The following is a 23,990-nucleotide window of genomic DNA, read 5'->3' as shown; positions in this document are numbered from 1 at the left end:
GCCCCTCGCACCGTTGCAATCCGCATGAAAGGCGCGGGCGGCAAGGCGCCGCAGAGCTTGTCCGCAACGGCGCGGCTGCGCGACACACTGCGCAGGCTCTATCATGGGCGCTCGCCGGCCGCGTTCCGGTTCCAACTGGTGGCTGTCATCATCGACCTCGCCATCATCGCCTTTTTCATCGCCACGCCGGTCATCCAGCAGTCGGCCTCGTTTCTGTGGCTGGATTATGCCGTGGCGGCTCTCGTCGCCGCCGATCTCGGCGCCAGGCTGCTGGCCTCGAACGACATGCTGCGTCTGACGAAGCAGCCGACCTTCTGGGTGGACGCCTTCATCCTTCTGACGCTGCTGATGCCGACGGCGCTCGCCAATCTCGGCTTTCTGCGCATCCTGTGGCTGTGGTCGCTGTCGCGCAGCGGTTCGATCTGGCGGCATTTCGAGATGCGCGGCCTGCGGCCCTGGCGCGAGGCAAGCCACGCGGTCATCAACCTGTTGACCTTTCTCTTCGTCATCACGGGCTTCGTCTACACCTTCTTTTTCCGCAACGGCGCCGGCCTGGAAAATTACATCGACGCGCTTTACTTCACCGTCGCGACGGTCACGACGACCGGCTTCGGCGACATCGTGCTGCCGGGCATCGCCGGCAAGCTGACGGCGATCGTCACCATGATCATCGGCATATCGCTGTTCGTCAGGCTGGCGCAGGCGATCTTTCGGCCGGCCAAGGTGTTCTTTCCATGCCCGCAATGCGGGTTGCAGCGGCATGAGCCTGATGCCGTGCACTGCAAGGCATGCGGCCACGTTCTGAACATACCCAACGAAGGCGACTGATCGGCGGCGGTTTTACGAAGCCGCCACTTCCGCCGGCCTTGCCGGTTTCCGCTGCAGGTTGAGCAGGTTGCCCATCAGGATGAGCAGTGCGCCGCCGGCGGTGAAAGCGTCGATCTGCTCGCTGTAGAGCAGCCAGCCGATCAGCGCCGATAACGGCACGCGCAGGAAATCCATCGGCGAAATGACGGTGGCGTCGGCGTAGCCAAGCGCGCGGGCCATGCAGAAGTGCGACGACATGCCGGTGAAGGCAATCAGCACGATCCACGGCCACAGGTCCAGCGGCGGGTTGCGCCACTCGTAAAGGGCAGGAACGAGGCCGACCACCGACTGGATGATCAGCATCCAGAAGATGATGCGCACGACGCTGTCCGTCCGCGTCAGCGACTTGACCATGACCACCGAGATGCCGAAGCAGACCGCCGCGCCGAGGACGACGAGATGGCCCGGATCGACCGAGTCTACGCCGGGCCGAACGATGACCACCACGCCGATCAGGCCCAGCACGATCGCGGCAAGCTTTGGCCGGGACAGTCTTTCACCAAGAAAAGTGACCGCCAGGATAGCCGTCCAGATCGGTGTGGTGAATTCGATCGAAATCAGCACGGCCAGCGGAATCAAGGTCAATGCGTAGAGCCATGCCGCCTGCCCGGTATAGTGGATGACGTTGCGGGCGACATGGGCGAGGGGACGCTGCGTGCGCATCGCCGCGAACCCGCCGCTCGCAAACACCAGCGGCAAGAGGATAAAGAAGCCGATCACCGAGCGCAGTTCCAGAACCTGGAAGACGTTGAGTTCGGCCGTCGTGGCACGGCCGGCGACCGACATCGCCAGGAACGACGCGATCGACAGCGCCATCCAGAACGCGGCCTTGGGGATCGAGGGAGTCGGTGCCATTTCAGCTATGTCGCAGGCCGCGATTGCCGGAGCAATCGATAGTCCGGTGTATTCGTCTGGGCCAGTTGCGGCGAGGGCGTTTCAGATCAGTCATGCCGCAGGCGGAACCTGATACGGCGAGGGGCGTTGAGCCCCTATATTGTCCGTGGTTTTGCAAACGTGCGTTTCCAATGTCGACAAGGAGAGTTTCCATGAGACTATTCGCGCAAGTGGCGCTTGCTGGCTGCCTGGTGGTCGCCGCCGGCGCGGCTCAAGCCGACGAGACCAAGTTTCTCCAGTCGTTCAATGGTAATTTCGCCGGCAAGGGCACTGTCCAGGTGACCACGGATGTGCCGAACGTCAGTGTCTCTTGCAGCTTCAAGTCGAACGCGACTTCTGCCTCGCTCTCGCTGGATGGCAATTGTCGCGGTCTCGTTGTGGTTTCGCGAGCCATCAGCGCGAATTTGAAGGTCTCCGGTGCGAAATACAGTGGCGTTTATGTAGGATCCCGCACAGGGCCAGCACAGCTGAACGGCAGCCGTTCGGGCAACACCATCAATCTTGGCATCCGCTGGGCGAAGGACGTCAATGGCGATCGCAAGGCGCGAATGACGGTTGAGAAGCGAGGCGAGAACGGCATGCGGCTGACGGTCATCGACACGGATCCGAAAACCGGCAAGAGCGTGGTGACGAGCCGGATCGACCTGCAACGCAGCTGAACTTACTCGTCGATCGGCTCCGGCGGATGGGCGTCACGGCCCCTGCCGAAGGTGTAGCCGGTTTCGACGGCTCTGCGGCCGAACTTGTCGCGCAGCGCATCGATGGCGCCCTCGGCCATGGCGCGCTTGCGCGACTGGACATCGACCAGATCCGGCGGATCGGCCTTGTCGTCGTCGGAAAGGTCGCTGACGCCGATGCCGAGCAATCGAAATTTCGTCCCGTCCGTCTCCTTGCGGAGAAGGTCCACGCCGGTTGAAAAGATGCGGTCGGCGAGCCGGGTCGGGTCGCCGAGCTGACGGTTGCGCGTGCGCAGCTTGAAATCCTGGGTCTTCAGCTTCAGCACCACGGTGCGCCCGGCAATGCCTGACTTCTTCAGCCGTGCCGAGACCTTTTCCGAAAGGCCCCTCAGCACCGAGACAAGCTCGTCCAGCGAGGCGATGTCGGTGTCGAAAGTGGTTTCGGCCGATACGCTCTTGGCATCCTGGTCGGGGTCGACGCGGCGGACGTCCTCACCGCGCGAAAGCCGGTAGAGCCGTTCGCCCATCACCCCATAGCGGCGCATCAGGTCGCCACGCTCCATCTTCTGCAGCTGACCAATGGTGCGGATGCCATCCTGTTCGAGCGTCGCGTTGAACGCCTTGCCGACACCCCAGATCATGGTCACCGGCTGCGGTGCCAGAAAATCGATCGCCTCGGCCTCGCCAATGACGGAAAAGCCGCGCGGCTTGCGGAAGTCCGACGCGATCTTGGCGAGGAATTTGCAGTAGGAAAGCCCGGCCGACACGGTGATGCCGATCTCCTTCTCCACGGCCAGCGCGAAGCGCGCCAGCACCACCGCAGGCGGCAGACCGTGCAGCCGCTCGGTGCCGGCGAGGTCGAGAAACGCCTCATCGATCGACAGCGGCTCTACCAGCGGCGTCAACGCCTGCATCATGGCGCGCACTTGCCGGCCGACGGTCACGTATTTTTCCATGTTGGGCGCGATCACCACCGCCTCGGGGCAGGCTTCGAGCGCCTTGAACATCGGCATGGCGGAACGCACGCCGCGGATGCGGGCGATGTAGCACGCCGTTGAGACCACCCCGCGCTTGCCGCCGCCGACGATCAACGGCTTGTCCTTGAGCGCCGGGTTGTCGCGCTTTTCGATGGCGGCATAGAAGGCGTCGCAATCGATATGGGCCAGATGCAGCCGGTAGAGCTCGGGATGACGGGCAAGGCGAGGGCTGCCGCAGCGTTCGCAGCGGCGCGTCTCACCGCGCTGAAACGTCAGGCAGTCACGGCAAAAACCGTGATCGGGATTGTTGACAGGAGCCGCCATTTCTGCGAACATAAAGAGAACAAACGCAATGGTACGACAGTGCAGGGTCAGCGACAAGCTTGGCCTGGGGAGAACTCATGAGCACGACCATAGTGCCGTTGGCGCCTGAGCTCTGGCCTGAATTCGAGGATCTTTTCGGAAAGCAGGGCGCCTGCTACGGCTGCTGGTGCACGCATTTCCGGCTGGCGCCGGCGGCGCGGCGCGAGAGCAGCCGCGAACGCAACAAGGATCACATCAAGGCGCGCATCGAAGCCGGCCCGCCACCCGGACTGCTGGCCTTCGAGGACGGCAAGGCGGTCGGCTGGATGCAGATCGGGCCACGCGCCGACGTGCCTGAATGGAACAACAAGGGCAGGGGCTCGGCGCCGATCGATCCCGCCGACGCTGCCGATCCCGCCGTTTGGGCGATCTCCTGCTTTTTCATCCGCGCCAAGGCCCGTGGCACGGGCATCACGCACCGCCTCGTCGAAGGCGGCATCGATTTCGCCCGCGGGAACGGCGCGCGGCTTGTCGAGGCCTGCCCGATCGACCTGTCCCGCGATTCGCGATCAATCGGCCTGTTCGTCGGCTCGTCTCAGGTGTTCGAGAAGGCCGGGTTCGAGAGGCTGGTTGAGCGCAAGGCGGGCCGACCGCTGATGCGGCTGGTGCTGAAGCCTGCTACCTGACTGTCATCGTCTTGCAGTCGTGATGGTATTTCCCTACCAGAGGTACGAAACGATTTTTGCCTCTCGACCGAACGGAGAATTCCCGTGAACCGTGTGTTGCCACTTGCCTTTTCCGCGCTTCTGCTCAGCGCGCCTGCTTTCGGCCAGACCGTCGACAGCCAGGGCGCCAAGCAATTGTCGGATGATCTGTCGCGCTATGTCGGCAAACAGGCGCTCGACAAAGGCATTCTGAAGGTTTCGGCCGAAGGCGACGCCTACAAGATCGTGTTTGATTTCAAGGCGCTTGCAGCAAGCTTTCCCGACCAGAAGCTGGTGAAATTCGACTTTGCGCCCTACGCCCTGCTGGTCAAGCCGCGCAGCGACGGATCCTGGGATGTCTCGATGGATTTTTCGCAGAGCGCCTCCTTCGAATTCAACGGTCCCCAGGGAAAGCAAAACACGCAATTCTCGATCAAGGACGGCAAGGGCAGCGGCGTCTACGACCCCAAGCTGGCCGCCTTCACCAGCGCCACCAGTTCGATGGCCGGAATGACGATGTCGTCGCAGGACGCCAAGCAGCAGATGGATATGACCGCCGGTGCCGGTACCGCGACGCTGTCCGCCACCAAGGCAGCCAATGGCGGCGTCGATTTCACGACCTCGCAAAAGATTTCGAACTTCGTGGAAACGATAAAGTTCAGTGATGCCGAGAGCGGACTGAATTTTCCCGTTACCGTGAAGTCGCCGGAATTGTCGGTGGAGGCCAGCGGCAAGGGCGTGCAGACCAAGCCGCTGCTCGATCTCCTGGCGTTCGCCGTGGCCAATGAGGACGAGAAGACGCTGAAGGCAGACCAGGCACAGCTCAAGGCGCTTCTGCTGGCGGCGCTTCCGGTGTGGGAGCGTATCGACGGAACCTACGGCTTCAAGGATTTCGCGGTCGACAGCCCGATCGGCACGTTCGGCGCCACGCAACTCAGCACCGCGTTCGGTTCCGACGGTGTCGCCCAGAACGGCAAGGTCAACTATGGCATCAAGGCATCGGGGCTGACCGTGCCGCATCAGCTCTTGCCGAGCTGGAGCGTCGCGCTGCTGCCCACCGATATCGACCTGAACTTCGGCGGCGCCAATATCGATCTCGACAGCATGGCGAAGAAGGCGATCGAAGCCTTTGATCTCAATCAGGATCCGCCGCTGTCGGCCGAGTTCGGCGACCAGCTCAAAGCCGACTTCCTGGCCAAGACGCCGAAGGTCGTCATCGGCCACAGCACCGTCAAGAACAAGGACATGGAGATCGCGCTCGAAGGCGACATGACAAGCTTCGGCCAGAAACCCGACGCGAATCTCACGGTCGATGTCGCTGGCTTCGACAAGATCATGGAGCACCTGCAGGAAGCGGCGAAGGCGGAGCCAGAGGTCGGGCAGTACGTGCCTGTCGCTCTCATGGCGAAGGGTTTTGCCAAGACGCTGCCGGACGGCAAGCTGGAGTGGGTCATCAACACCAAGGCCGACGGCTCGGTGACCGTCAACGGCGTCATGCTCAAGCCCGCCGATCCGGCGGTGGACGACAGCGTCGACGATGGTGACGGCGCGGACAATGACGGCGTCGATAGTGGCGGCAACGCCAACGAAGGCAATGGCGGCGGCAGCGACGACGGCGGCAGCGATAATGGCGGGTCAGGGGCGAAGCTGAACCCTTGAGGGGGCCTCGAGCAACTTTCGGCAAACTGTAAAGGGTCTTCCCGGGGAAAGCGCTTGGCGCTTTCCTTTTTGGGACTTACCTCAACGCGCGCCGAGCCCCAGCGCATTCGCTATCTTCGGCGCGGCTTCATGCCAGTCCTGGACGACGACGACATCGTCCGAGACCGGCGGCAGGAACGCGCGCAGCGAATTGTCGGCCATGAGATGGAATAGATTTGCGTCGGCGACCGATTCCCGCACCGACGCCAGATTGTGCGGCTGATCGTCGACGAAGACCACCGGCCGGCCGCTCTTGCCGCGCAGCTTGGCCACCGCCGGCCCCTTGGCCATCTCGGTGGTCAGCAGCGGATAGCCTAGCCCCAGCGCATCGAGATGTGCGCGGCGCACCGCACGATGCCGGTGCGGCATGGCCGTCAGCAATATGATTTCCGCGCGGTTTCCAAGCCCCGCCAGAGCGTCCGCGGCGCCATCGGTGATGCTTTGCCAATCGGCCTGCGCGTCGAAGAAATCGCCCAGCAGCGCCGTGACTTCGGGTTGTTCGATCAGCCTGCCGCTGGCCGTTTCGGCGATGTTGCCGGTCAGCCGGAAGGACGCCAGCGTCAGGCCGTAACCGCGCGCCTTGAGGAAGTGCGGGAAGGGGCGGATGAATTCGAGCACGACGTCATCGACATCGAGCACCAGTAGCGGCCGGTCGTCGGCCGCCAGTTCCTCGATCTGGCGCGCGGTTTCGGGATCATCGCTCATGTGGAACGCTCATGATTGTCGTCGCCGAGCGGCAGTGCGCGCAACGCCTTGCCGACAGCGGCCGGCGGCGTGCCGGTCTCTTCGGCGAAGCGCATCAAGGTCGGCTCGTGGGCCAGGATGAATTGCAGGACGCCGGCCAGGAAACCCGGCTCGCCGGCGGCCCGGCGGATCGAATGCGCCTCTATTCCCGTGATCGCCAGAAAGCGCGGTAGAAGCTCCGGATCGCCGGCAACGAAGCCCAATGCCTTCACGGCAATGGTTTCGGCCTCTTCGCGCATTGACGCTGCGTTTGCCATCACTACCTTCGGTGTGTGGAATGAGTCTCTCCCGCAGTAATGGCAAGAGTTGCTTGCGGCAAGCCATTAGCGTGTGGCGCGCCTTTTGGACGCGCTGGGAGGCGAGGCGGAATTCGTGCTGCTTTGCAGGCTGCGGGTTTCCGTTTCGTCAATCATATTGCCGTATAGTGAAGCAGGGTTTGGTGCGTTCAAGCAAAGGGCGCATGACGGTCACCTCCGGGCGGAGGACGGCCGGGACGGGATATCGATGCCTAAGAAGGTCATGATCGTCGAGGACAATGAGCTCAATATGAAGCTCTTTCGGGACCTCATCGAAGCAAGCGGTTACGAGACGGTGCGCACCCGCAATGGTCTTGAGGCGCTCGACCTGGCGCGCCAGCACCGGCCGGACCTCATCCTGATGGACATCCAGCTGCCCGAAGTGTCGGGACTGGAAGTGACCAAATGGCTGAAGGAAGACGATGATTTGCACGTCATCCCGGTCATTGCCGTGACTGCCTTCGCGATGAAGGGGGATGAGGAGCGCATCCGCCAGGGCGGCTGCGAGGCCTATATTTCGAAGCCGATCTCGGTGCCGCGCTTCATCGAAACCATCAAATCCTATCTGGGCGATGCCTGATGTTCCCTTCCAGCCGAGCCGGAGCCTTGTGAAATGACCGCGCGGATCCTCGTCGTCGACGACATCCCTGCCAATGTGCGGCTGCTGGAAGTCCGGCTGCTGGCCGAATATTTCGAGGTGCTGACCGCCAATAACGGGCCCGATGCGATCGAGACCTGCGAGAACGGCAAGGTCGATGTCGTGCTGCTCGACGTGATGATGCCGGAGATGGACGGTTTCGAGGTCTGCCGGCGCCTGAAGAGCGATCCGGCGACGTCGCACATTCCGGTGGTGATGATCACCGCGCTCGACCAGGTTTCCGACCGCGTGCGCGGGCTGGAGGCCGGCGCCGACGATTTCCTGACCAAGCCGGTCAACGACCTGCAGCTGATGACGCGCGTCAAGAGCCTGGTCCGGCTGAAGTCGCTGACCGACGAGCTCAGGCTGCGCGCCTCGACCACCCGCAACATCGGTATCGAGGAACTCTTGAGCCGCAATTTCGCTTCCGAGGACACGACGCCGAAAGTGCTTCTGATCGACGAGCGCAAATCGTCGGTCGAGCGCATCCAGAAGATGCTGCGCGACCGTGCCGACCTCGACGTCACCGGCGATCCGCATGCCGGGTTCTTCCAGGCCGCCGAAACGCCCTATGAATGCGTGATGATCTCGACGGCCTTCGCCGATTTCGATCCGCTCAGGCTGTGCTCGCAACTGCGCTCGCTCGATCGCACCCGTTTTGTACCGATCATCCTGCTGGCGGAGGAGGGCGAGGAAGAGCGCATCATCCGCGGGCTGGAGCTCGGCATCAACGATTATCTGATGCGGCCGATCGATCAGCAGGAACTGACGGCACGGCTGCGCACCCAGGTGCGCCGCAAGCGCTATAACGACCAATTGCGCGCCAGCGTCACCCAGACCATCGAGATGGCGGTGACCGACGGCCTGACCGGGCTGCACAACCGCCGCTATCTCGACAGCCATCTGCAGACGCTGTTCGACCGCGCCGTGGCACGGCGCCGGCCGCTGTCGGTGATGATCACCGATCTCGACCGCTTCAAGTCCATCAACGACGCGCACGGCCATGACGGCGGCGACGAGGTGCTGCGCGAATTCGCGCGGCGGTTGCGCAAGAACGTCAGGGGCATCGACCTTGCCTGCCGGTTCGGCGGCGAGGAGTTCGTGGTGGTCATGCCGGACACAGATGGCGTCGTGGCCGAGAAGGTGGCCGAGCGCATCCGGGCCGAAATCGCCCAGAAGCCGTTCGCCATCGGCGCCGACGGCAAGACGATCGAGGTCACCGTCAGCGTTGGCGTGTCCTCGGTGCTGAAGGGTGTGGACACGGTGGCGGCGCTGATGAAACGCGCCGATCTCGCGCTCTACGAAGCCAAGAGTGGCGGCCGCAACCGTGTCGTTGCCAAGGCGGCCTGACGGTCCAGGGCCTGATTATCCGGTCAACCCAACAGGGTTACCCATTTACCTTAATCCAAGCGATTCGCGAGCCTTGGTTAAGAAACTGTTGATTTTCATAAGCTCTTGCGCAAATGTGCAGGCCACGACGAAGCCGGCACGAGGGTAGACAGCCGGCTCGATACCCGAATACCCCATGATGCTCAGGTCCGCCGCATCTCCTGGGTCCGTGGGGTCGGCCGGCCGGCGCTGGCACATAGTGGCCTCCTCGTACCGCTGCCAAACGCCGACCGGCCCCCTTTGTCTCACATGACATCAAGAGTCCGTGCCAAGCCCTGAAGTTCGGGGCTTTTTTGATGCGCGGGAAATCGGAATAGACCGCTGGGTTTGTTCCGGCGTCTGTCGGCCAGTGGCGCTTCGCGCTTGCCGGCCGGGAGGGCGAAGGAAAGGCGCTGTCCCTTCCATTACATACATATGGCGCACAAGGGGCTTGCGGCAAGACCTGGCTCCTCCCGTACAACCGCGCCCTGACCAACGGAAACGGGAGTAGCAAAAATGCCGGTATCGATGCCGACTGACGGACCGCGACGGGATCATGCTGTGCTGATCGCCGGAGGAGGGCCGACAGGGTTGATGTTGGCGGGGGAACTCGCCCTGGCAAATGTCGACGTGGCCATTGTGGAGCGGCGGCCCAACCAGGAACTCATCGGTTCGCGCGCGGGCGGCCTGCATGCCCGCACCATCGAGGTGCTGGACCAGCGCGGGATCGCCGACCGGTTTGTGTCCCAGGGACGGCCTTCGCAATCGGTGGGCTTCAACATGGTGAAGCTGGACATCGGCGACTTTCCCAGCCGGCACAATTATGTGCTGGGGCTGCGGCAGAACCACATCGAGCGCATCCTGGCCGACTGGGTCGGCGAACTGAGGGTGCCGATCTATCGCGAACGGGACGTCACCGGTTTCGCGCAGGACGATGGCGGCGTCGACGTCGAGCTATCCGATGGCCGGCGCCTGAGGGCGGATTATCTCGTCGGTTGCGACGGTGGACGCAGCACGATCCGCAAGACCGCGGGCATCGCGTTCGACGGATGGGATCCGACGATGAGCTGGATGATCGCCGAGGTCGAGATGACGCAGGAACCCGCATGGGGCTTTCGCAGCGATGCCTATGGAGTTCACGCGATGGGCAAGATGGAGGACGGCGGCCGGGTGGGTATCGTGCTGACCGAGAGGCAACTGACCCTTGGCGGCGAACCGACCCTGCGCGATCTCAGCGAGGCGCTTGTCGCTGTCTACGGCACCGACTACGGGGTCCACAGTCCGACCTGGATTTCCCGGTTCACCGATATGACGCGCCAGGCTGCCGCTTACCGCGACAGCCATGTGCTGCTGGCCGGCGACGCCGCGCATATCCATCCGCCGATGGGCGGACAGGGCCTCAATATCGGCGTGCAGGACGCGGTGAACCTGGGATGGAAGCTGGCCCAGGTGGTCAAGGCGACGTCCCCAGAAAGCCTGCTCGACAGCTACCATGCCGAGCGCCACCCGGTTGCCGCGCGCGTGCTGCGCAACGCGATGGCGCAGGTCGCGCTGCGTCGCATGGATGCGCGCACCAAGGCTCTGGGCGATACCGTTGCCGAACTGCTCGCCATGGACGAACCGCGAAAACGGATCGCCGGAGAGATGTCCGGGCTGGGCGTCCACTACGACCTCGGGGAGGGGCACGCGCTGCTTGGGCGGCGAATACCCGACGTCGATCTGCTCACCGCCAACGGGCCGTTGCGGCTGTTCCGTCTGCTGCACGACGCGCGGCCGGTACTCCTTAACCTGGGCGAGCCAGGCAGATTGGAGATCGCGCCCTGGGCCGATCGTCTCCGGCGGATCGACGCCAAGTATGCTGGGGCCTGGGAGCTTCCGGTAATTGGGGCGGTCGCCGCCCCAACCGCGGTATTAATTCGGCCCGACGGATATGTAGCCTGGGTGGGAGACAAGACTGATCTTGGGCTGGCCGAAGCGTTGGCCGTCTGGTTCGGCCCGCCTTGGGCGGCTTCGCACAGCCTCGGGTAAGCTGTTGATACATATGGCGTCGTCCTTCGCGGCGGCGCCACCTCCTGACAAGCGATTGACAGCAGGTTTTATCTATGCAGAAATTGGTTGGACCATTGGACCACTTGGAGGTGATGTGGACCAGAATAGCCTGCCACCCATTCAGACGACGGCGCGCGATGACGCCGTGCTGAAGGCATTGGTGGGCTTTGTCAGCGCCGAGGCTTTGCGGCCCGGTGAGAGACTGCCGACCGAGCGTATCCTGGCCGAGCGGCTCAAGGTCAGCCGCAACACGGTGCGCGAGGCGCTGACGCGGTGGGAAGGACTGGGTCTGGTCGAACGCCGGCAAGGCAGCGGCACCTATCTCAAGGCGGCCGTCTCGCCCGACATGCTGCATCTGCCGCTGACGCTGGCGGGCGGCAATGATTTCACCAGCCTGATGCAGACGCTGGAAATCCGCCGCGCACTGGAGGCGGAGGCGGCGGCACTCTGCGCCGAGCGGGCCAGCCCGGCCGACATGACCGAGATCGAGCGCAAGCTCGACATCATGGAGCAGGCGTTCCGCACGCGCGACGGCATGTCGTCGGAAGAGGACTGGGAGTTCCACCAGGCGATCTACCGGGTCTCCGGCAATCCACTGTTCGAACAGATCATCGCTGCCATGCACGAGTTGTTTCACCGCTTCTGGGAGCATCCGCTCGGCGTGCGCGACTTCGGCCACGCCAGCTTTCCCTATCACCGCACCATCTACGAGCGCATCGCCGCGCGCGACCCGCAAGGCGCCCGCGCAGAGGCGCTGAAGCTGATCGCCACCGTCGAGGACGATTTGAAGCGCGGTGCGGCCAAACTCAAATTCTTGGGCCAGACATGAACGAGCATCCGACCGGTTTCGACCACGATTATCTTGCCGAGGCGGCGACGCTTCTGGCGCATGACGAACCATTCCCCGGTGGCGCCGTCGTGCCGCCGATCTACCAGACCTCGCTGTTCACCTTCGCCAGTTACGCCGAAATGGCAGATACGTTTGCCGGCAAACGAAAGCAGCCGATCTATTCGCGCGGCGACAATCCCACGGTCATGGAGTTCGAGGCGCGTGTCGCCGCACTCGAGGGTGCCGAGGCCGCGCGCGGCTTCTCCAGCGGCATGGCGGCGATCAGCGCCACGGTGCTTGCCTTCGTCGGCGCGGGCGAACGTGTCGTCGCGGTGCGCAATTGTTATGGCGATGCCTACCGGCTGTTCGAACGGCTTTTGCCGCGGCTCAACATCAAGGTCGATTATGTCGACGGCTCGGATCCGGATGCGGTGGCGGCGGCCTTACCCGGCGCCAAGCTGCTTTATCTGGAGAGCCCGACCTCGATGGTGTTCGAGTTGCAGGACTTGCCGCATCTGACCCGGATGGCGAAAGAGCAGGGCATCATCACCACCATCGACAATTCCTGGGCGACGCCGGTGTTCCAGAAGCCGTTCACGCATGGCGTCGACCTGGTGTTGCACTCGGCCTCGAAATATCTCGGCGGCCACAGCGACACCGTTGCCGGCGTGGTGGCGGGCTCGGCCGCGCACATCAAGCACATCAACGAGCAGACCTATTCCTATCTCGGCGGCAAGCTGTCGCCATTCGAGGCGTGGCTCTTGCTGCGCGGCCTGCGAACTTTGCCGCTGCGCCTGCCGCACCACATGAAAAGCGGGCTCACCATCGCCGAGCGGCTGAAGGCGCATGGCAATGTCGAGCGGGTCAACCACCCCGTCTATTCGAACCATCCGGGCAAGGCGACACTTGCCGGCTATGGCGGGCTGTTCTCGTTCGAGGTGACCGACGATATCGACATTCCCGTCTTCGTCGATGCGCTGAAGTTTTTCCGCATCGGCGTCAGCTGGGGCGGGCATGAGAGCCTGGTCGTGCCGGCCAAGGCGTCGCTCGAACAGACGCCGGGACTGAATTCGATGGCGCGCTTCGGCGTCAGCCCCCGAACCATCCGCTTCAATGTCGGATTGGAAAGTGTCGAGGACCTATGGGCGGATGTCGCCCAGGCCTTCGAAAAAGCCAGAAAATAACAGCGGGTTCAAAATGGGAGTCTTGAACATGAAAAAACTGACCGTCATGCTTGCCACCGTCGCGGGGCTGGCAATCTCCGCCGGGGGCGCGCTCGCCGACTCGACCCTGAAAATGGTCGAGGTCATCACCAGCCCGCCACGCACCGAGTTCCTGAAAAAGCAGATCGCCGAATTCGAGGCGGCTAATCCCGGCGTCAAGGTCGAGCTCGTCTCGCTGCCCTGGGGCCAGGCCTTCGAAAAGTTCCTGACCATGGTGCAGGCCGGCGATACGCCCGATGTGGTGGAGATGCCGGAGCGTTGGATGGGGCTTTACGCCAACAACGCCCAGCTCGAGGATCTCGGCCCCTATATGGCCAAATGGGACGACGCCAAGACGCTCGGCGACCGCGCCAAGCAGTTCGGCTCGACGGTGAACAACACCCAGTTCATGATCCCCTACGGCTACTATGTGAACGCGTTGTTCTGGAACAAGAAGCTGTTCAAGGAGGCCGGCCTCGACGGTCCGCCGGCGACGCTGGACGAATTCATCGCCGACTCCAAGAAGATCTCGGCCATTCCAGGTAAGTACGGCTATTGCCTGCGCGGCGGCCCGGGCGCCTTCAACGGCATGCACATGTTCATGAACATCGCGCAGGGCAAGGGCGGATATTTCAACGAGGACGGCACCTCGACCATCAATGAAGAGGGCTCGGTCAAGGGCCTGCAGATGCTGGCCGACATGTACAAGGACGGCCTGGCGCCGAAGGATGCGGTGAGCTGGGGCTTCAACGAGACCGTCACCGGCTTCTATTCCGGCACCTGCGCCATGCTCAACCAGGATCCCGACGCGCTGCTCGGCATCGCCGACAAGATGAGCGCCGACGATTTCGCCGTGGCGCCATTGCCGGTCGGGCCAAGCGGCAAATCCTATCCGACGCTGGGCTATGCCGGTTGGGCGATGTTTGCCAATTCGCAGCACAAGGATGACGCCTGGAAGCTGATGGCGACGCTGCTGTCGCCGAAGGACAATCTGGAATGGGCCAAGGAAGTCGGCGTCGTGCCGATCCACAACGGCGCCGACCAGGATCCCCATTTCAAGACCGAGCAGTTCAAGGGCTGGTTCACCGAGCTTAGCGACAGCAGCAAGTATGAAATGGTGACGCCGCCGACGCATCTGGAAAATCTCGGCAATTTCGTCGACCAGGTCGCCATCAAGAATTTTCAGGAAGTGCTGCTCGGCCAGAAGACCGCCAAGGACGTTGCCGACCAGTGGGCTGCCTTCCTGACCAAGGAACAGCAGGACTGGCTGGCGAAGAACAAGAAGTAAGCGCAGGCTTTTCCCTTCTCCCCGTTTCACGGGGAGAAGGTGTCACGAAGTGACGGATGAGGGGCGGCGCCAAGTTCTGCCAACTCAGCGCTGCCCCTCATCTGCCTGCCCGTCCTCCGCAGCAGCTGCGCTGCAGCTACGGAGGATGAACCGGCATCTTCTCCCCGTATAGTGACGGGGAGAAGGACGCTGCCCCCCAACGCCGCTCCAGGGAGCCGTTTCACAGCCAATGACCTACGCCGTGTCCGAAATACGATCTGTCGGCAAGCCGCGACGTAAGTGGCTCACGCATGCAGCCATCGAGCCCTGGCTTTACCTTAGCCCGGCGATCATCCTGCTGGTCGTGGTGCTGCTGGTGCCGCTGGTCATCGGCATCAGCTATTCCTTCCGCAAGTTTTCCGCTTTCAAATCCGAATATGTCGGGCTTGGCCAATATCAGGCGATGCTGTCGGATCAGGTGCTGGGCCAGGCGCTGGTCAACACGCTGTGGTGGACGGTTGCCAGCCTGTTCTTCCAGTTCTTCCTCGGCCTTGGCCTGGCGCTGTTGCTCGACAAGCCTTTCCCAGGCCGCAAGGCGGTGCAGGCGCTGGTCTTCCTGCCCTGGGCGGTGCCGTCCTTCCTGTCGGGGCTGACATGGGCCTGGCTGTTCAATCCGATCATCGGTCCGCTGCCGCACTGGCTGTTCGCGCTCGGCCTGAAGGCCGAGCCGACCAATGTGCTTTCCGATCCGGCCACCGCCATGTGGGGGCCGATCGTCGCCAATGTCTGGTTCGGCATTCCGTTCTTCGCCATCACGCTGCTGGCGGCGCTGAAGTCGATTCCTTCCGAACTGCATGAGGCGGCAGCCATCGACGGCGCTTCGCCGTGGCAACGCTTCACCAAGGTCACGCTGCCGTTCCTGGCGCCGACCATCGCCATCACAGTCATGCTGCGCACGATCTGGATCGCCACCTTCGCAGACCTGATCTTCGTCATGACAGAGGGCGGGCCGGCCGGCTCGACCAACACCGTGCCGGTCTACATCTATGTCAGCGCCTTCAAGTCGCTGGACAAGGGCTATGCCTCGGCGGTCGCCGTGCTGCTGCTGGTCCTGCTCATCGCCTACGCGATCGTTCTCATCGGCATTCGTCGCACCCTTGTGAGGCATGTCTGATGATTGCTGGACGTTCAGCCTCGCAACGGTTTTTCGGCGGCGTCGGTCTCTACGCGGCGATCGCGGCCTATGTGGTCTTCGCGCTGTTCCCGATCTATTGGACGCTGAAGATCTCGGTCACGCCGGAGCGGCTGCTCTATTCCGAGGGCATCACCTTCTGGCCGTCGCAGATGACGCTGCGGAATTTCACCACGGTGCTCGAGGCGACCGATTTTCCGCGTTATTTCCTCAACAGCGTCATCGTCTCGGTGTCGACGGCGGCCTTGGCGACGGTCATCGCGACGCTCGCCGGCTACGCCATGTCGCGCTTCACCTTTCGCGGCAAGGCGGCGCTGGCGCTGATGCTGCTTTTGACCCAGACCTTTCCGCTGGTGATGGTCATTCCGCCGATCTACCGCGTGATGGGCGAGATCGGCCTGATCAACAGCCTGACCGGGCTGATCATCATCTACACCGCCTTCAACACCGCCTTCGCCACCTTCCTGATGCAGTCCTTCTTCGACGGCATACCGAAGGATCTGGAAGAGGCGGCGATGATCGACGGCTGCACCCGCGCCCAGGCAATGCGCAAGGTGATCGTGCCGCTGACGCTGCCCGGGATGGGGGCGACGCTCGGTTTCGTCTTCACCGCCGCCTGGAGCGAGCTTCTGTTCGCGCTGATGCTGATTTCCAGCGACGACAAGAAGACCTTCGCCGTCGGCCTGCTGACCTTCATCGGCAAGTTCGCCGTCGACTGGGGGCAGATGATGGCCGCGTCGATCCTGGCGCTGATCCCGGTCTGCATCTTCTTCGCCTTCCTGCAACGCTATCTCGTCACCGGCCTGACCGCCGGCGCTGTCAAAGGATAGATCGATGGCCTCTGTCACGCTCGAAAAGGTCCGCAAGGATTACGGCGCCGTCCGCGTCCTGCACGCGGTTGACCTCGAGATCGCCGATGGCGAGTTCGTCGTCCTGGTCGGCCCGTCCGGCTGTGGCAAGTCCACGCTTTTGCGCATGATCGCCGGCCTGGAGGAAGCCTCCGGCGGCGAAATCCGCATCGGCTCGCGGCTGGTCAATGATGTGGCGCCGAAGGACCGCGACATCGCCATGGTGTTCCAGTCCTATGCGCTTTATCCGCACATGGACGTGTCGAAGAACATGGGCTTCAGCCTGCTTTTGAAGAAGGCGCAGAAGACGACGATCGATGCGCGCGTCGACGGTGCGGCCAAGCGGCTGGGGCTCGATACGTTCCTGCAGCGCCTGCCCAGGCAATTGTCCGGCGGCCAGCGCCAGCGCGTCGCCATGGGCCGCGCCATCGTGCGCGATCCCAAGGTTTTTCTCTTCGACGAGCCGTTGTCGAACCTCGACGCCAAGCTGCGCGTCCATATGCGCGCCGAGATCAAGGCGCTGCACCAGCAGTTGAAGACCACTTCGGTCTACGTCACCCACGACCAGATCGAGGCGATGACCATGGCCGACCGCATCGTCGTCATGCATGACGGGCTGATCCAGCAGGTCGGCGCCCCGCTCGATCTCTACGACCGGCCGGCCAACATGTTCGTCGCCGGCTTCATTGGCTCGCCGGGCATGAATTTCCTGCCGGCAACGGTGGAGAAGGGCGGCAAGGTGGACGCCGTGCTGTCCGATGGCCAGAAGCTTCGGCTGCCGGACGGCCTGCCGCTCAGGGATGGTGAGGTCATCACCGTCGGTCTGCGCCCGGAGCATATCAAGCTGGCGGACGACGGTGCGCTGCAAGGCGAGGTCGGGGTGGTGGAGCCGCTCGGCCTGTCGACCCAGTTCTATGTCAAGCTGGCCGGCCAGCAGCTCTGCGTCTTTGCCATGGGCCGTGCCGGCGTGAAGCCCGGCGACATGGTGCGGCTGGCGGCCGATCCGGCATCGCTGCATTTGTTCGACGAGAAGAGCGGCGACCGCATCGGATAGCTGTTCACGGCCAAGCACCGGATAAGCAGGTGGACCGTGGCCTGAGTCGCTGCTTCGCTACTCGTTGCTGAGTGTTGTTATGAACCTTTGGCTCTTTGCGGCTTATTTTTTCCGTGCCCTTTCGCTTGCCGCCATCATCCGAGCCAGTCGGTCTTGCACGGCCGGCGGTTCATTGAAAACGTAAAGTCCGCTAAGGGCGGTGTAGAGCGCATCATCAAAAGGCAAGTAGGCCTCGAGGCGATCAAGCAACCAGTCGCTCATCATATCTTCAAAGGGACCGACGCCTAGTTGAGCCACGGCCTTAGCATGCTCTGGTAGGCGGGCTTTCGCTAGAATGGCCATCACACGTTTGAGCTTAATCTCGCGCGGCTCGTCATGCGTGGACCAATGCCATTCCGAAGGATCGGCAAGATAGCTTTCAATGTAGGTTTGCGTATCCAACGGCACATTGCCCTGCGCATCCCTCCTGAAGTCAGCAGGCACCCAAGAGAGATCTTCGCTGAGATCAAGGCGAGTAAAACGGCCCATAGGATGACAACACCACAAAAGTCGGGAATTGCGACATCACAAAAATCGGTAACTGCGACGATCGGCAGCCGCCACCGTGGAGAGCTGTAAGCGAAAAACGCCGCCCGATGGGCGGCGTTTCGGCATTCCAAAGGGAAAAACCCAGACTACTTGATCTTGGTTTCCTTGAATTCGACATGCTTCTTGGCGACCGGGTCGTACTTGCGGAACGACAGCTTGTCGGTCTTGGTACGGCTGTTCTTGCTGGTGACGTAGAAGAAACCGGTGTCGGCGGTCGACAGAAGCTTGATCTTGATGTTTGCGGCTTTGGCCATGATCTCAGTCCGTTATGTTCGTGGAGTTTTGGCCGCTGGAGCACGGGAAAAACACCCGGACGCGGGAAACTTGGCGCGACACATAAAGAACGTGCCTGGAAAGTCAAGCCCGGCGGACCCGATGTAGCCCACCCAAGCCGCCCGGAATGGATAAATTAGACGGTTTCCGGCTCCGGTGCCGCGACCTTCTTCCAGTCTCCGGTCGTGTTCCACCAGCGATTCGGATTGGCCCGGTCGTCCAGCCCCTTGGAGCGGCTGGCAAGGATCGGCTGGATGCGGATCACCGGCTCCTGATAGGAATGCGCCTGGAAAATCGCCTCGACGACGCGGGCCGCCAGCTCTTGGTCGTCGGGCAATTCGAAGGAAACCTCGACCGTGCCAGGACGGCGGCGCAATTCGCTTTCGGCGCCCGCCGCGGCCCCCTCAAGCGGCCTGTAGCGCTCGATCCCGTGCGCCGACTGATAGGCATTGCGCTCATACTTGCCCATGGCAAGCGGTGCGATCGCCACAACCGCGTCCATGATGCGGTCGACGTCGGCGGCCGGAGCCTGGAAGCTTACGAGCAGCAGGAGCATCATTCGCAGCGAAGTGGTTTCAAAGCCGCTGTCGATCATCGGAGTGTCCTCGGTTCAGGGTGTTTTTAGGACACCCTTTTAACCGGTGGCTGCTGACACGGTTCTGTCAGCAGCCTGCCGTTGCGCAGTGCCGATAAACGACTTGTTGGGCTCTACAGCAGGATCTTGCGAACGAGCCTGAAGCAGACCAGGGCGATGTAGGCGGCGAAGAAAAGCCCGAGCGACCAGCCGAAGCCGGAAGGCCCGAAACTGTCCATGCCGATACCGATCGCCTGTGGGCCGAGTACCATGCCGACGCCGTAGCACAGCACGAAAGCGGCGTTGGCCGACGCCAGTTCGTGGCCGGAGAGCTGCGAACCGAGATGGGCGAGGCCGATCGTGTACATGGCGGCAACGACACCGCCCCAGACAAACAGGAGCGCGGCCATCAAGTGCCAGTTGGCGGCAAAGAAGGGCATGAATATCGTGCCGACGAGCCCGACCGTGGCGCAGGCGAGCAAGAGATAACGCCGGTCGGAGACGCGGTCGCTGATCATGCCGATCGGGATCTGCAACAGGACATTGCCAAGGCCGATCATGGTCAGCAGAAGCGCCGCGTCGGCCTCGGAATAGCCGATGCGGTTGCCATAGACCGGGAATAGCGCGAAGCCGCCGGTCTCGACCGCGCCGAAAACCAGCACGGCGAAAGTCGCTGTCGGCACCAGCCAGATGTAGCGCAGGAAGTGGCTGGTCTCGCTCTCCGCCACGATGGTGGGGCTTTCGTTGCGGGCGGCCAGCACCGGTATGGCGGCGAGCGTCACCAGGGCGATGATGACGCCGAACGGCCGGAAGCCGGAACTGCCGAGATGGGCGAACAGCCACGGTCCCGCGGCAAAGCCGAGCGACAGGACGGTGGCGTAGATGCCAAGCACAAGGCCGCGACGCTGCGGCGGCGCCGACGTGCTGATCCAGAATTCCGACAGGATGAACAGCACCGTCAGCGCGATGTGCAGCACGATGCGTAGCGGAAACCACATCCAGAAATCGGGCGCGAAATGGAAACCGACGAAAGCCAGCGCGCCAGTGGCAATCATGGCGATCATCGTCCAGGCGACGCCAAAGCGCATGGCAAGCGGCGTGGCGAGCGGCGCCCCGGCGATCGAGGCCAGGCCGGCAACGGCCGTGTTGAGCCCGATCATCGAGGCCGAATGGCCGCGTGTTTCCAGGATAACGCTGAGCAAGGGCATGCCGAGGCCAATGGCGATGCCGACGACGCTGATCGACGAGATCGCCGCTACCATCGGCAGCCAGTGTACGCGTTCGTCGCCCTGTGGTTGGGTATCGACCGTCATGAGATGCTGAATACTCTGTCTTTTTGAGATTGCGCAATTCCTGTGGGAAACCGCGTCACGCTTTTCGTGGAATTGCTCTAGAGAAGTTCGCGGGTGAAGCGGTTGCGGACAAGCCGGTAGAAGGGGACGGGACCACCCGGTCGCAGCAGCGGATCATCGGCGAGCCGCTTTTCCAGCTCGTCCAGGATCATTCGGGTGATGTCGGGTATGTCAGCCTGCTTGGCCTTGGCGAGCGGCAGCCAGACCAGTTCCTCCAGTTCGTTGGTCGGGCCGCCATCGGACAATTCGATGGCGACGTCGTCACGCCAGGCGCTGAAGAAGCGGGTGTCGAAGCGGCGTACCCGGTTCGGCGGCGTGATGGCGCGCGCGATGAAGCGCAGCGCTTCCAGCGATGGCGCCACACCATGGTCGACGAAACCCTGCCAGTCGCGCTTGGTCGTGGCGAAGGCACCCTTGCGGCCGATCAGCAGGCCGGCTTCCTCGTAGGTCTCGCGGACGGCCGACAAAGCGATGGCGCGGGCGCGGGCATGGCCGGTGCGGCCGGGGCCGGCCGTCAGCTTGGCTTCTTCGTGCGGGTCAAGTGCGGTCGCTGTTGGGATGCGACTGTCCGCTGGATCGGTGCGGCCGCCGGGAAACACGAACTTGCCGGGCATGAAGGCGTGCGCGGCGTGGCGGCGTCCCATCAGCACCAGGACGTCATCGCCCTTGCGGTCGAGCAGGATCAAGGTCGCCGCGTCACGCGGACGCAAGGGCCGGCCGCCATGGGCGGCAAGGCCCTTGTCGAGCTTGTCGACGTCCGCCTTGGTCATTCCGTTCATACGCTCGACCTAGCGGAAACTTCTTGCATGCGAAAGTGGCCTTAGCGATTGGCGTGTTGCGCCAGTGGCGCGTCACGTGCCGGCATGCGGCTCGACCTCGTCCTTTTCGCCACCAAACCCGTGCATATAGAACGCCCATTGCAATCCGATGACGGCGCCTTTGACCGGTTGCAGCAGCGCCACCGAGAGCAGGATGGTCAACGGCACCCAGATGAGGATGTGCTGCCAGCTGGACAAGGTTGACGTCGCCTCGACGCCCATGAAGGCACCGAGAACGATATGACCGACAATGACGATGACCAGATAGGCAGGCAAATCGTCGGCGCGATGGTGATGGATCTCCTCGCCGCAGACGCTGCAGGTTTCGACGGTCTTGGTGAAGCCACGGAACAGCTTGCCTTCGCCGCAATTGGGGCAGCGGCCCAGCAGGCCGCGCTTCATTGCCGTCCACAGAGGGCGTGCAACCCGGCCCGAATGATGTTCGCCGCCAAAAACCTGTTGTTCCATCACCGTCTCCTGCCGCGCGACCCCGGTCGCGATTGCGACGCACGGGCGCGGCCCTTAGCCTTGTGAAACGACCTGCTGGAGCCTGGCAGGGGCTTCGGGTCGGTCAACATCTCGAACCGCATCGCGCCGGCCATCGGCGCCACCTCGACAAGCCGGACCTCGACGCGGTCCGCGAGCTGGTACCCCTTGCCTGAACGTTCTCCGAACAAGGAGCGGGCCGTCTCGTCGTATATATAGTAATCGCCGCCCAGAGTTGACACCGGTATGAAGCCATCGGCGCCATATTGCGGCAATTGGACAAAAAGTCCTGATTTGGTGACGCCGGAGATGCGGGCGTCGAAGCGGTCGTCGATGCGCTCGGCGAGGTAGGCCGAGATCAGCCTGTCGACCGTGTCGCGCTCGGCGGCCATGGCGCGGCGTTCCGTGCCGGAGATCAGCACCGCAACGTCTTCGAGGCGGGCCTCCTCGTCTTGCGTCAATCCGCCCAGACCGAGGCCGAGCGCGGCGATCAGCCCGCGATGCACGATCAGGTCGGCGTAGCGGCGGATCGGCGAGGTGAAATGCGCGTAACGCCTGAGGTTGAGGCCGAAATGGCCGATGTTCTTGGGTGAATATTCGGCCTGGCTCTGTGAGCGCAGCACCACTTCGTTGACCAGCGCCTCATTGTCGGCGCCGCGCACGCGCTCCAGAATGCCGTTGAACTGGCTGGGCCGCATCTGGGCGCCGCGCGCCAAGGACAGGCTGAGCGTCTGCAGGAATTCACGCAGTGATTCCTGCTTGGCCAGCGACGGCGCGTCGTGAATACGGTAGACCAGCGCCTGCTTCTTGCCCTCCAGCGTTTCGGCGGCGGCGACATTGGCCTGGATCATGAACTCTTCGATCAATTTATGCGCGTCGAGCCGCTCCGGCACGATGACGCGGTCGACCGTGCCATCATCTTTCAGCAGGATCTTGCGCTCCGGCAGGTCGAGTTCGAGCGGCTGGCGGCCGTCGCGACCGCGCTTGAGGATCGCATAGGCGTCCCAGAGCGGCCTCAGCACCGTCTCCAGGATCGGACCGGTCTTGTCGTCGGGAACACCGTCGATCGCTGCCTGAGCCTGCGGGTAGGCGAGCTTGGCCGCCGACTTCATCATGACGCGGTGGAAGGAATGCCGGATCTTGCGGCCGTCGCCGGAGAAGGTCATGCGCACGGCGAGCGCTGGACGGTCCTGGCCCTCGCGCAGCGAGCAGAGATCGTTGGAGATGCGCTCGGGCAGCATAGGCACGACGCGATCGGGGAAATAGACCGAATTGCCGCGCTTCAGTGCCTCGCGGTCGAGCGCCGTGCCGTAGCGGACATAGGCGGCGACATCGGCGATGGCGACGGTGGCGATCACGCCACCGGGATTCTTCTCGTCGAGGTCAGGAGTGGCGAAGACCGCGTCGTCATGGTCCTTGGCATCGGCCGGGTCGATGGTGACCAACGGCAGGTCGCGCCAATCCTCGCGATGATCGAGCGTCGCCGGCTTCACGGCTTCGGATTCGGCTATGACATCGGCCGGGAAGATGTGCGGAATGTCGTGCGCGTGGATGGCGATCATCGAGACCGCCTTTTCGCTGGTCAGCGAACCCAGCACGTTGAGCACCTTGGCGCGCGGCAACCCATAGCGGGAAGCGCGCGCAGGCTCGACCTCGACAAGGTCGCCGTTTTTGGCGCCGTTCTGGAATTCCTTGTCGACGATCAGCTCGGGCTGGCGCCGCTCCACCGGCTCGATGCGGAAGCTGCCGTCCTGAAGCACGCGGAAGACGCCGAGCACTGCGTCCGTGCGCTTCTCGAAAATCTTCATCACCCGGCCGGTATAGGCAGGCCCTGACGGATCGTCGGTCGGGAAGGTCTTGGCCAGCACGCGGTCGCCGATGCCCGGCGCAGGGCCGTTGCCGCCGCGCGAGACGCGGATCGAGACGACCGGCGGCTCGCCGCCGCCTGTCGATTCGGTCGGGTGTGCCAGCAAGATGCCATCGCCGTCGCGGCCAAAGATGTCGAGCACGGCGACATGGGGCAGGGCGCCGACGCGGGCCAGCCGCTTGCGCTCCCTGGTCAGGACGCCTTCGTCCTGCAGGTCACGCAGGAGATCCTTCAACCAGATGCGGTCGTCGCCACGCAGCGCGAACGCCTTGGCGATCTCGCGTTTGCCGGCGCGATCGGGGTTTTCGGCGATGTAGCGCAGGATTTCGTCACGCGAGGGCCGATAGTCGTCCTTGACCTTGGCCCTGGTGTCGGCGGTGCGCGGATCGCCGTGGCTTCGTCCGGAGATCCTGCGCGCCACGCCGT

24 protein-coding genes are annotated in these 23,990 nt (G+C 63.2%); 13 read left to right on the top strand and 11 right to left on the bottom strand.

Annotated elements, in window-relative coordinates; all coding sequences use genetic code 11:
- Positions 1-24: 24 nt before the first annotated feature.
- Positions 25-828: a potassium channel family protein gene (locus LB569_RS08765; protein WP_224691846.1), complete on the top strand. Its 804-nt coding sequence runs from the start codon at positions 25-27 to the stop codon at positions 826-828.
- A 12-nt stretch (positions 829-840) separates the two neighbouring features.
- On the opposite strand, the gene LB569_RS08760 is transcribed toward LB569_RS08765, so the two are convergent.
- A complete protein-coding gene (locus tag LB569_RS08760; RefSeq protein ID WP_224691845.1) occupies positions 841-1,722 on the bottom strand; it encodes a DMT family transporter in 882 nt (293 codons plus the stop codon).
- 191 nt (positions 1,723-1,913) lie between these two features.
- On the opposite strand from LB569_RS08760, the gene LB569_RS08755 reads away from it, so the two are divergent.
- Positions 1,914-2,420, top strand: a complete 507-nt coding sequence (locus LB569_RS08755; protein WP_140701530.1) for a hypothetical protein — start codon at positions 1,914-1,916, stop codon at positions 2,418-2,420.
- A gap of 2 nt (positions 2,421-2,422) precedes the next feature.
- On the opposite strand, the gene LB569_RS08750 is transcribed toward LB569_RS08755, so the two are convergent.
- Complete coding sequence (locus tag LB569_RS08750; RefSeq protein ID WP_224691843.1) at positions 2,423-3,751, bottom strand: DNA polymerase IV; 1,329 nt, start codon at positions 3,749-3,751, stop codon at positions 2,423-2,425.
- Between the two features lie 65 nt (positions 3,752-3,816).
- Between LB569_RS08750 and LB569_RS08745 the strand changes: the two genes are divergently transcribed.
- Together LB569_RS08745 and LB569_RS08740 are read left to right on the top strand one after the other, a co-directional pair.
- The gene (locus LB569_RS08745) at positions 3,817-4,404 is read left to right on the top strand and encodes a GNAT family N-acetyltransferase (protein ID WP_224534990.1); all 588 of its coding nucleotides are present in this window, start codon (positions 3,817-3,819) and stop codon (positions 4,402-4,404) included.
- 84 nt (positions 4,405-4,488) lie between these two features.
- On the top strand, positions 4,489-6,081 hold the full coding sequence (locus LB569_RS08740; protein WP_140701527.1) for a hypothetical protein: 1,593 nt from the start codon (positions 4,489-4,491) through the stop codon (positions 6,079-6,081).
- Between the two features lie 81 nt (positions 6,082-6,162).
- On the opposite strand, the gene LB569_RS08735 is transcribed toward LB569_RS08740, so the two are convergent.
- Entirely contained in the window at positions 6,163-6,825 is a 663-nt protein-coding gene (locus LB569_RS08735; protein WP_224691841.1) for a DUF2608 domain-containing protein, read from the bottom strand.
- Positions 6,822-7,121 (bottom strand): DUF3572 domain-containing protein, encoded by a 300-nt coding sequence (locus tag LB569_RS08730; RefSeq protein WP_224534985.1) that lies wholly within the window; start codon positions 7,119-7,121, stop codon positions 6,822-6,824. Before LB569_RS08730 ends, LB569_RS08735 begins: the two co-directional genes overlap by 4 nt.
- Before the next feature lie 247 nt (positions 7,122-7,368).
- Between LB569_RS08730 and LB569_RS08725 the strand changes: the two genes are divergently transcribed.
- The 9 genes from LB569_RS08725 (at position 7,369) to LB569_RS08685 (ending at position 17,606) form a co-directional block, all read left to right on the top strand.
- Positions 7,369-7,740, top strand: a complete 372-nt coding sequence (locus LB569_RS08725) for a response regulator (protein WP_006334976.1) — start codon at positions 7,369-7,371, stop codon at positions 7,738-7,740.
- Positions 7,741-7,773: 33 nt separating this feature from the next.
- Positions 7,774-9,147 carry a PleD family two-component system response regulator gene (locus LB569_RS08720; protein WP_140701524.1) on the top strand — a complete coding sequence of 458 codons (1,374 nt, stop codon included), beginning with the start codon at positions 7,774-7,776 and terminating at the stop codon, positions 9,145-9,147.
- A 534-nt stretch (positions 9,148-9,681) separates the two neighbouring features.
- The gene (locus tag LB569_RS08715; protein ID WP_224691839.1) at positions 9,682-11,193 is read left to right on the top strand and encodes an FAD-dependent monooxygenase; all 1,512 of its coding nucleotides are present in this window, start codon (positions 9,682-9,684) and stop codon (positions 11,191-11,193) included.
- A 115-nt stretch (positions 11,194-11,308) separates the two neighbouring features.
- On the top strand, positions 11,309-12,043 hold the full coding sequence (locus LB569_RS08710; protein ID WP_140701522.1) for a FadR/GntR family transcriptional regulator: 735 nt from the start codon (positions 11,309-11,311) through the stop codon (positions 12,041-12,043).
- Complete coding sequence (locus tag LB569_RS08705) at positions 12,040-13,227, top strand: PLP-dependent transferase (protein ID WP_224691837.1); 1,188 nt, start codon at positions 12,040-12,042, stop codon at positions 13,225-13,227. The genes LB569_RS08710 and LB569_RS08705 overlap by 4 nt, the downstream gene beginning before the upstream one ends.
- A 28-nt stretch (positions 13,228-13,255) precedes the next feature.
- Positions 13,256-14,533, top strand: a complete 1,278-nt coding sequence (locus LB569_RS08700; protein WP_140701520.1) for an ABC transporter substrate-binding protein — start codon at positions 13,256-13,258, stop codon at positions 14,531-14,533.
- A 229-nt stretch (positions 14,534-14,762) separates the two neighbouring features.
- Positions 14,763-15,686 (top strand): carbohydrate ABC transporter permease, encoded by a 924-nt coding sequence (locus tag LB569_RS08695; protein WP_224691835.1) that lies wholly within the window; start codon positions 14,763-14,765, stop codon positions 15,684-15,686.
- On the top strand, positions 15,686-16,534 hold the full coding sequence (locus LB569_RS08690) for a carbohydrate ABC transporter permease (protein WP_224691834.1): 849 nt from the start codon (positions 15,686-15,688) through the stop codon (positions 16,532-16,534). Before LB569_RS08695 ends, LB569_RS08690 begins: the two co-directional genes overlap by 1 nt.
- Before the next feature lie 4 nt (positions 16,535-16,538).
- Complete coding sequence (locus LB569_RS08685) at positions 16,539-17,606, top strand: ABC transporter ATP-binding protein (protein ID WP_224691833.1); 1,068 nt, start codon at positions 16,539-16,541, stop codon at positions 17,604-17,606.
- A gap of 102 nt (positions 17,607-17,708) precedes the next feature.
- Here LB569_RS08685 and LB569_RS08680 read toward each other — a convergent pair whose 3' ends face one another.
- The 7 genes from LB569_RS08680 to rnr all read right to left on the bottom strand — a co-directional run bounded on the left by LB569_RS08680 (position 17,709) and on the right by rnr (position 23,985).
- Positions 17,709-18,134 carry a hypothetical protein gene (locus LB569_RS08680; RefSeq protein WP_224691832.1) on the bottom strand — a complete coding sequence of 142 codons (426 nt, stop codon included), beginning with the start codon at positions 18,132-18,134 and terminating at the stop codon, positions 17,709-17,711.
- Positions 18,135-18,280: 146 nt separating this feature from the next.
- Positions 18,281-18,448 (bottom strand): 50S ribosomal protein L33, encoded by a 168-nt coding sequence (gene rpmG, locus LB569_RS08675; protein WP_006201775.1) that lies wholly within the window; start codon positions 18,446-18,448, stop codon positions 18,281-18,283.
- A gap of 155 nt (positions 18,449-18,603) precedes the next feature.
- Positions 18,604-19,062, bottom strand: coding sequence for a hypothetical protein (locus LB569_RS08670; RefSeq protein ID WP_224691831.1), 459 nt, complete (start codon positions 19,060-19,062; stop codon positions 18,604-18,606).
- A 113-nt stretch (positions 19,063-19,175) separates the two neighbouring features.
- Positions 19,176-20,354 carry an MFS transporter gene (locus LB569_RS08665; RefSeq protein ID WP_140701515.1) on the bottom strand — a complete coding sequence of 393 codons (1,179 nt, stop codon included), beginning with the start codon at positions 20,352-20,354 and terminating at the stop codon, positions 19,176-19,178.
- 77 nt (positions 20,355-20,431) lie between these two features.
- Positions 20,432-21,172, bottom strand: a complete 741-nt coding sequence (locus tag LB569_RS08660; protein ID WP_224691830.1) for an NUDIX hydrolase — start codon at positions 21,170-21,172, stop codon at positions 20,432-20,434.
- 72 nt (positions 21,173-21,244) lie between these two features.
- Entirely contained in the window at positions 21,245-21,679 is a 435-nt protein-coding gene (locus tag LB569_RS08655) for a DUF983 domain-containing protein (RefSeq protein ID WP_140701513.1), read from the bottom strand.
- Positions 21,679-23,985, bottom strand: a complete 2,307-nt coding sequence (rnr, locus tag LB569_RS08650; RefSeq protein WP_224691829.1) for a ribonuclease R — start codon at positions 23,983-23,985, stop codon at positions 21,679-21,681. Before rnr ends, LB569_RS08655 begins: the two co-directional genes overlap by 1 nt.
- Between the last annotated feature and the right edge of the window lie 5 nt (positions 23,986-23,990).

This window comes from Mesorhizobium sp. BH1-1-4 (assembly GCF_020165665.1).
In the GTDB taxonomy this organism is placed as follows: Bacteria; Pseudomonadota; Alphaproteobacteria; order Rhizobiales; family Rhizobiaceae; genus Mesorhizobium.
Note: the sequence above shows the minus strand (reverse complement) of the source record. Positions and strands in the feature narration are given on the sequence as shown.

Excerpts from the sequence above, each read along its gene's own strand:
- LB569_RS08765 (WP_224691846.1), top strand. The coding sequence starts at position 25 with ATGAAAGGCGCGGGCGGCAAGGCGCCGCAGAGCTTGTCCGCAACGGCG.
- LB569_RS08760 (WP_224691845.1), bottom strand. The coding sequence starts at position 1,722 with ATGGCACCGACTCCCTCGATCCCCAAGGCCGCGTTCTGGATGGCGCTG.
- LB569_RS08670 (WP_224691831.1), bottom strand. The coding sequence starts at position 19,062 with ATGATCGACAGCGGCTTTGAAACCACTTCGCTGCGAATGATGCTCCTG.
- LB569_RS08755 (WP_140701530.1), top strand. The coding sequence starts at position 1,914 with ATGAGACTATTCGCGCAAGTGGCGCTTGCTGGCTGCCTGGTGGTCGCC.
- LB569_RS08665 (WP_140701515.1), bottom strand. The coding sequence starts at position 20,354 with ATGACGGTCGATACCCAACCACAGGGCGACGAACGCGTACACTGGCTG.
- LB569_RS08730 (WP_224534985.1), bottom strand. The coding sequence starts at position 7,121 with ATGGCAAACGCAGCGTCAATGCGCGAAGAGGCCGAAACCATTGCCGTG.
- LB569_RS08735 (WP_224691841.1), bottom strand. The coding sequence starts at position 6,825 with ATGAGCGATGATCCCGAAACCGCGCGCCAGATCGAGGAACTGGCGGCC.
- LB569_RS08715 (WP_224691839.1), top strand. The coding sequence starts at position 9,682 with ATGCCGGTATCGATGCCGACTGACGGACCGCGACGGGATCATGCTGTG.
- LB569_RS08690 (WP_224691834.1), top strand. The coding sequence starts at position 15,686 with ATGATTGCTGGACGTTCAGCCTCGCAACGGTTTTTCGGCGGCGTCGGT.
- LB569_RS08745 (WP_224534990.1), top strand. The coding sequence starts at position 3,817 with ATGAGCACGACCATAGTGCCGTTGGCGCCTGAGCTCTGGCCTGAATTC.
- LB569_RS08705 (WP_224691837.1), top strand. The coding sequence starts at position 12,040 with ATGAACGAGCATCCGACCGGTTTCGACCACGATTATCTTGCCGAGGCG.
- LB569_RS08655 (WP_140701513.1), bottom strand. The coding sequence starts at position 21,679 with ATGGAACAACAGGTTTTTGGCGGCGAACATCATTCGGGCCGGGTTGCA.
- LB569_RS08660 (WP_224691830.1), bottom strand. The coding sequence starts at position 21,172 with ATGAACGGAATGACCAAGGCGGACGTCGACAAGCTCGACAAGGGCCTT.
- LB569_RS08685 (WP_224691833.1), top strand. The coding sequence starts at position 16,539 with ATGGCCTCTGTCACGCTCGAAAAGGTCCGCAAGGATTACGGCGCCGTC.
- LB569_RS08680 (WP_224691832.1), bottom strand. The coding sequence starts at position 18,134 with ATGGGCCGTTTTACTCGCCTTGATCTCAGCGAAGATCTCTCTTGGGTG.
- LB569_RS08695 (WP_224691835.1), top strand. The coding sequence starts at position 14,763 with ATGACCTACGCCGTGTCCGAAATACGATCTGTCGGCAAGCCGCGACGT.
- LB569_RS08725 (WP_006334976.1), top strand. The coding sequence starts at position 7,369 with ATGCCTAAGAAGGTCATGATCGTCGAGGACAATGAGCTCAATATGAAG.
- LB569_RS08720 (WP_140701524.1), top strand. The coding sequence starts at position 7,774 with ATGACCGCGCGGATCCTCGTCGTCGACGACATCCCTGCCAATGTGCGG.
- rpmG (WP_006201775.1), bottom strand. The coding sequence starts at position 18,448 with ATGGCCAAAGCCGCAAACATCAAGATCAAGCTTCTGTCGACCGCCGAC.
- LB569_RS08750 (WP_224691843.1), bottom strand. The coding sequence starts at position 3,751 with ATGTTCGCAGAAATGGCGGCTCCTGTCAACAATCCCGATCACGGTTTT.
- LB569_RS08700 (WP_140701520.1), top strand. The coding sequence starts at position 13,256 with ATGAAAAAACTGACCGTCATGCTTGCCACCGTCGCGGGGCTGGCAATC.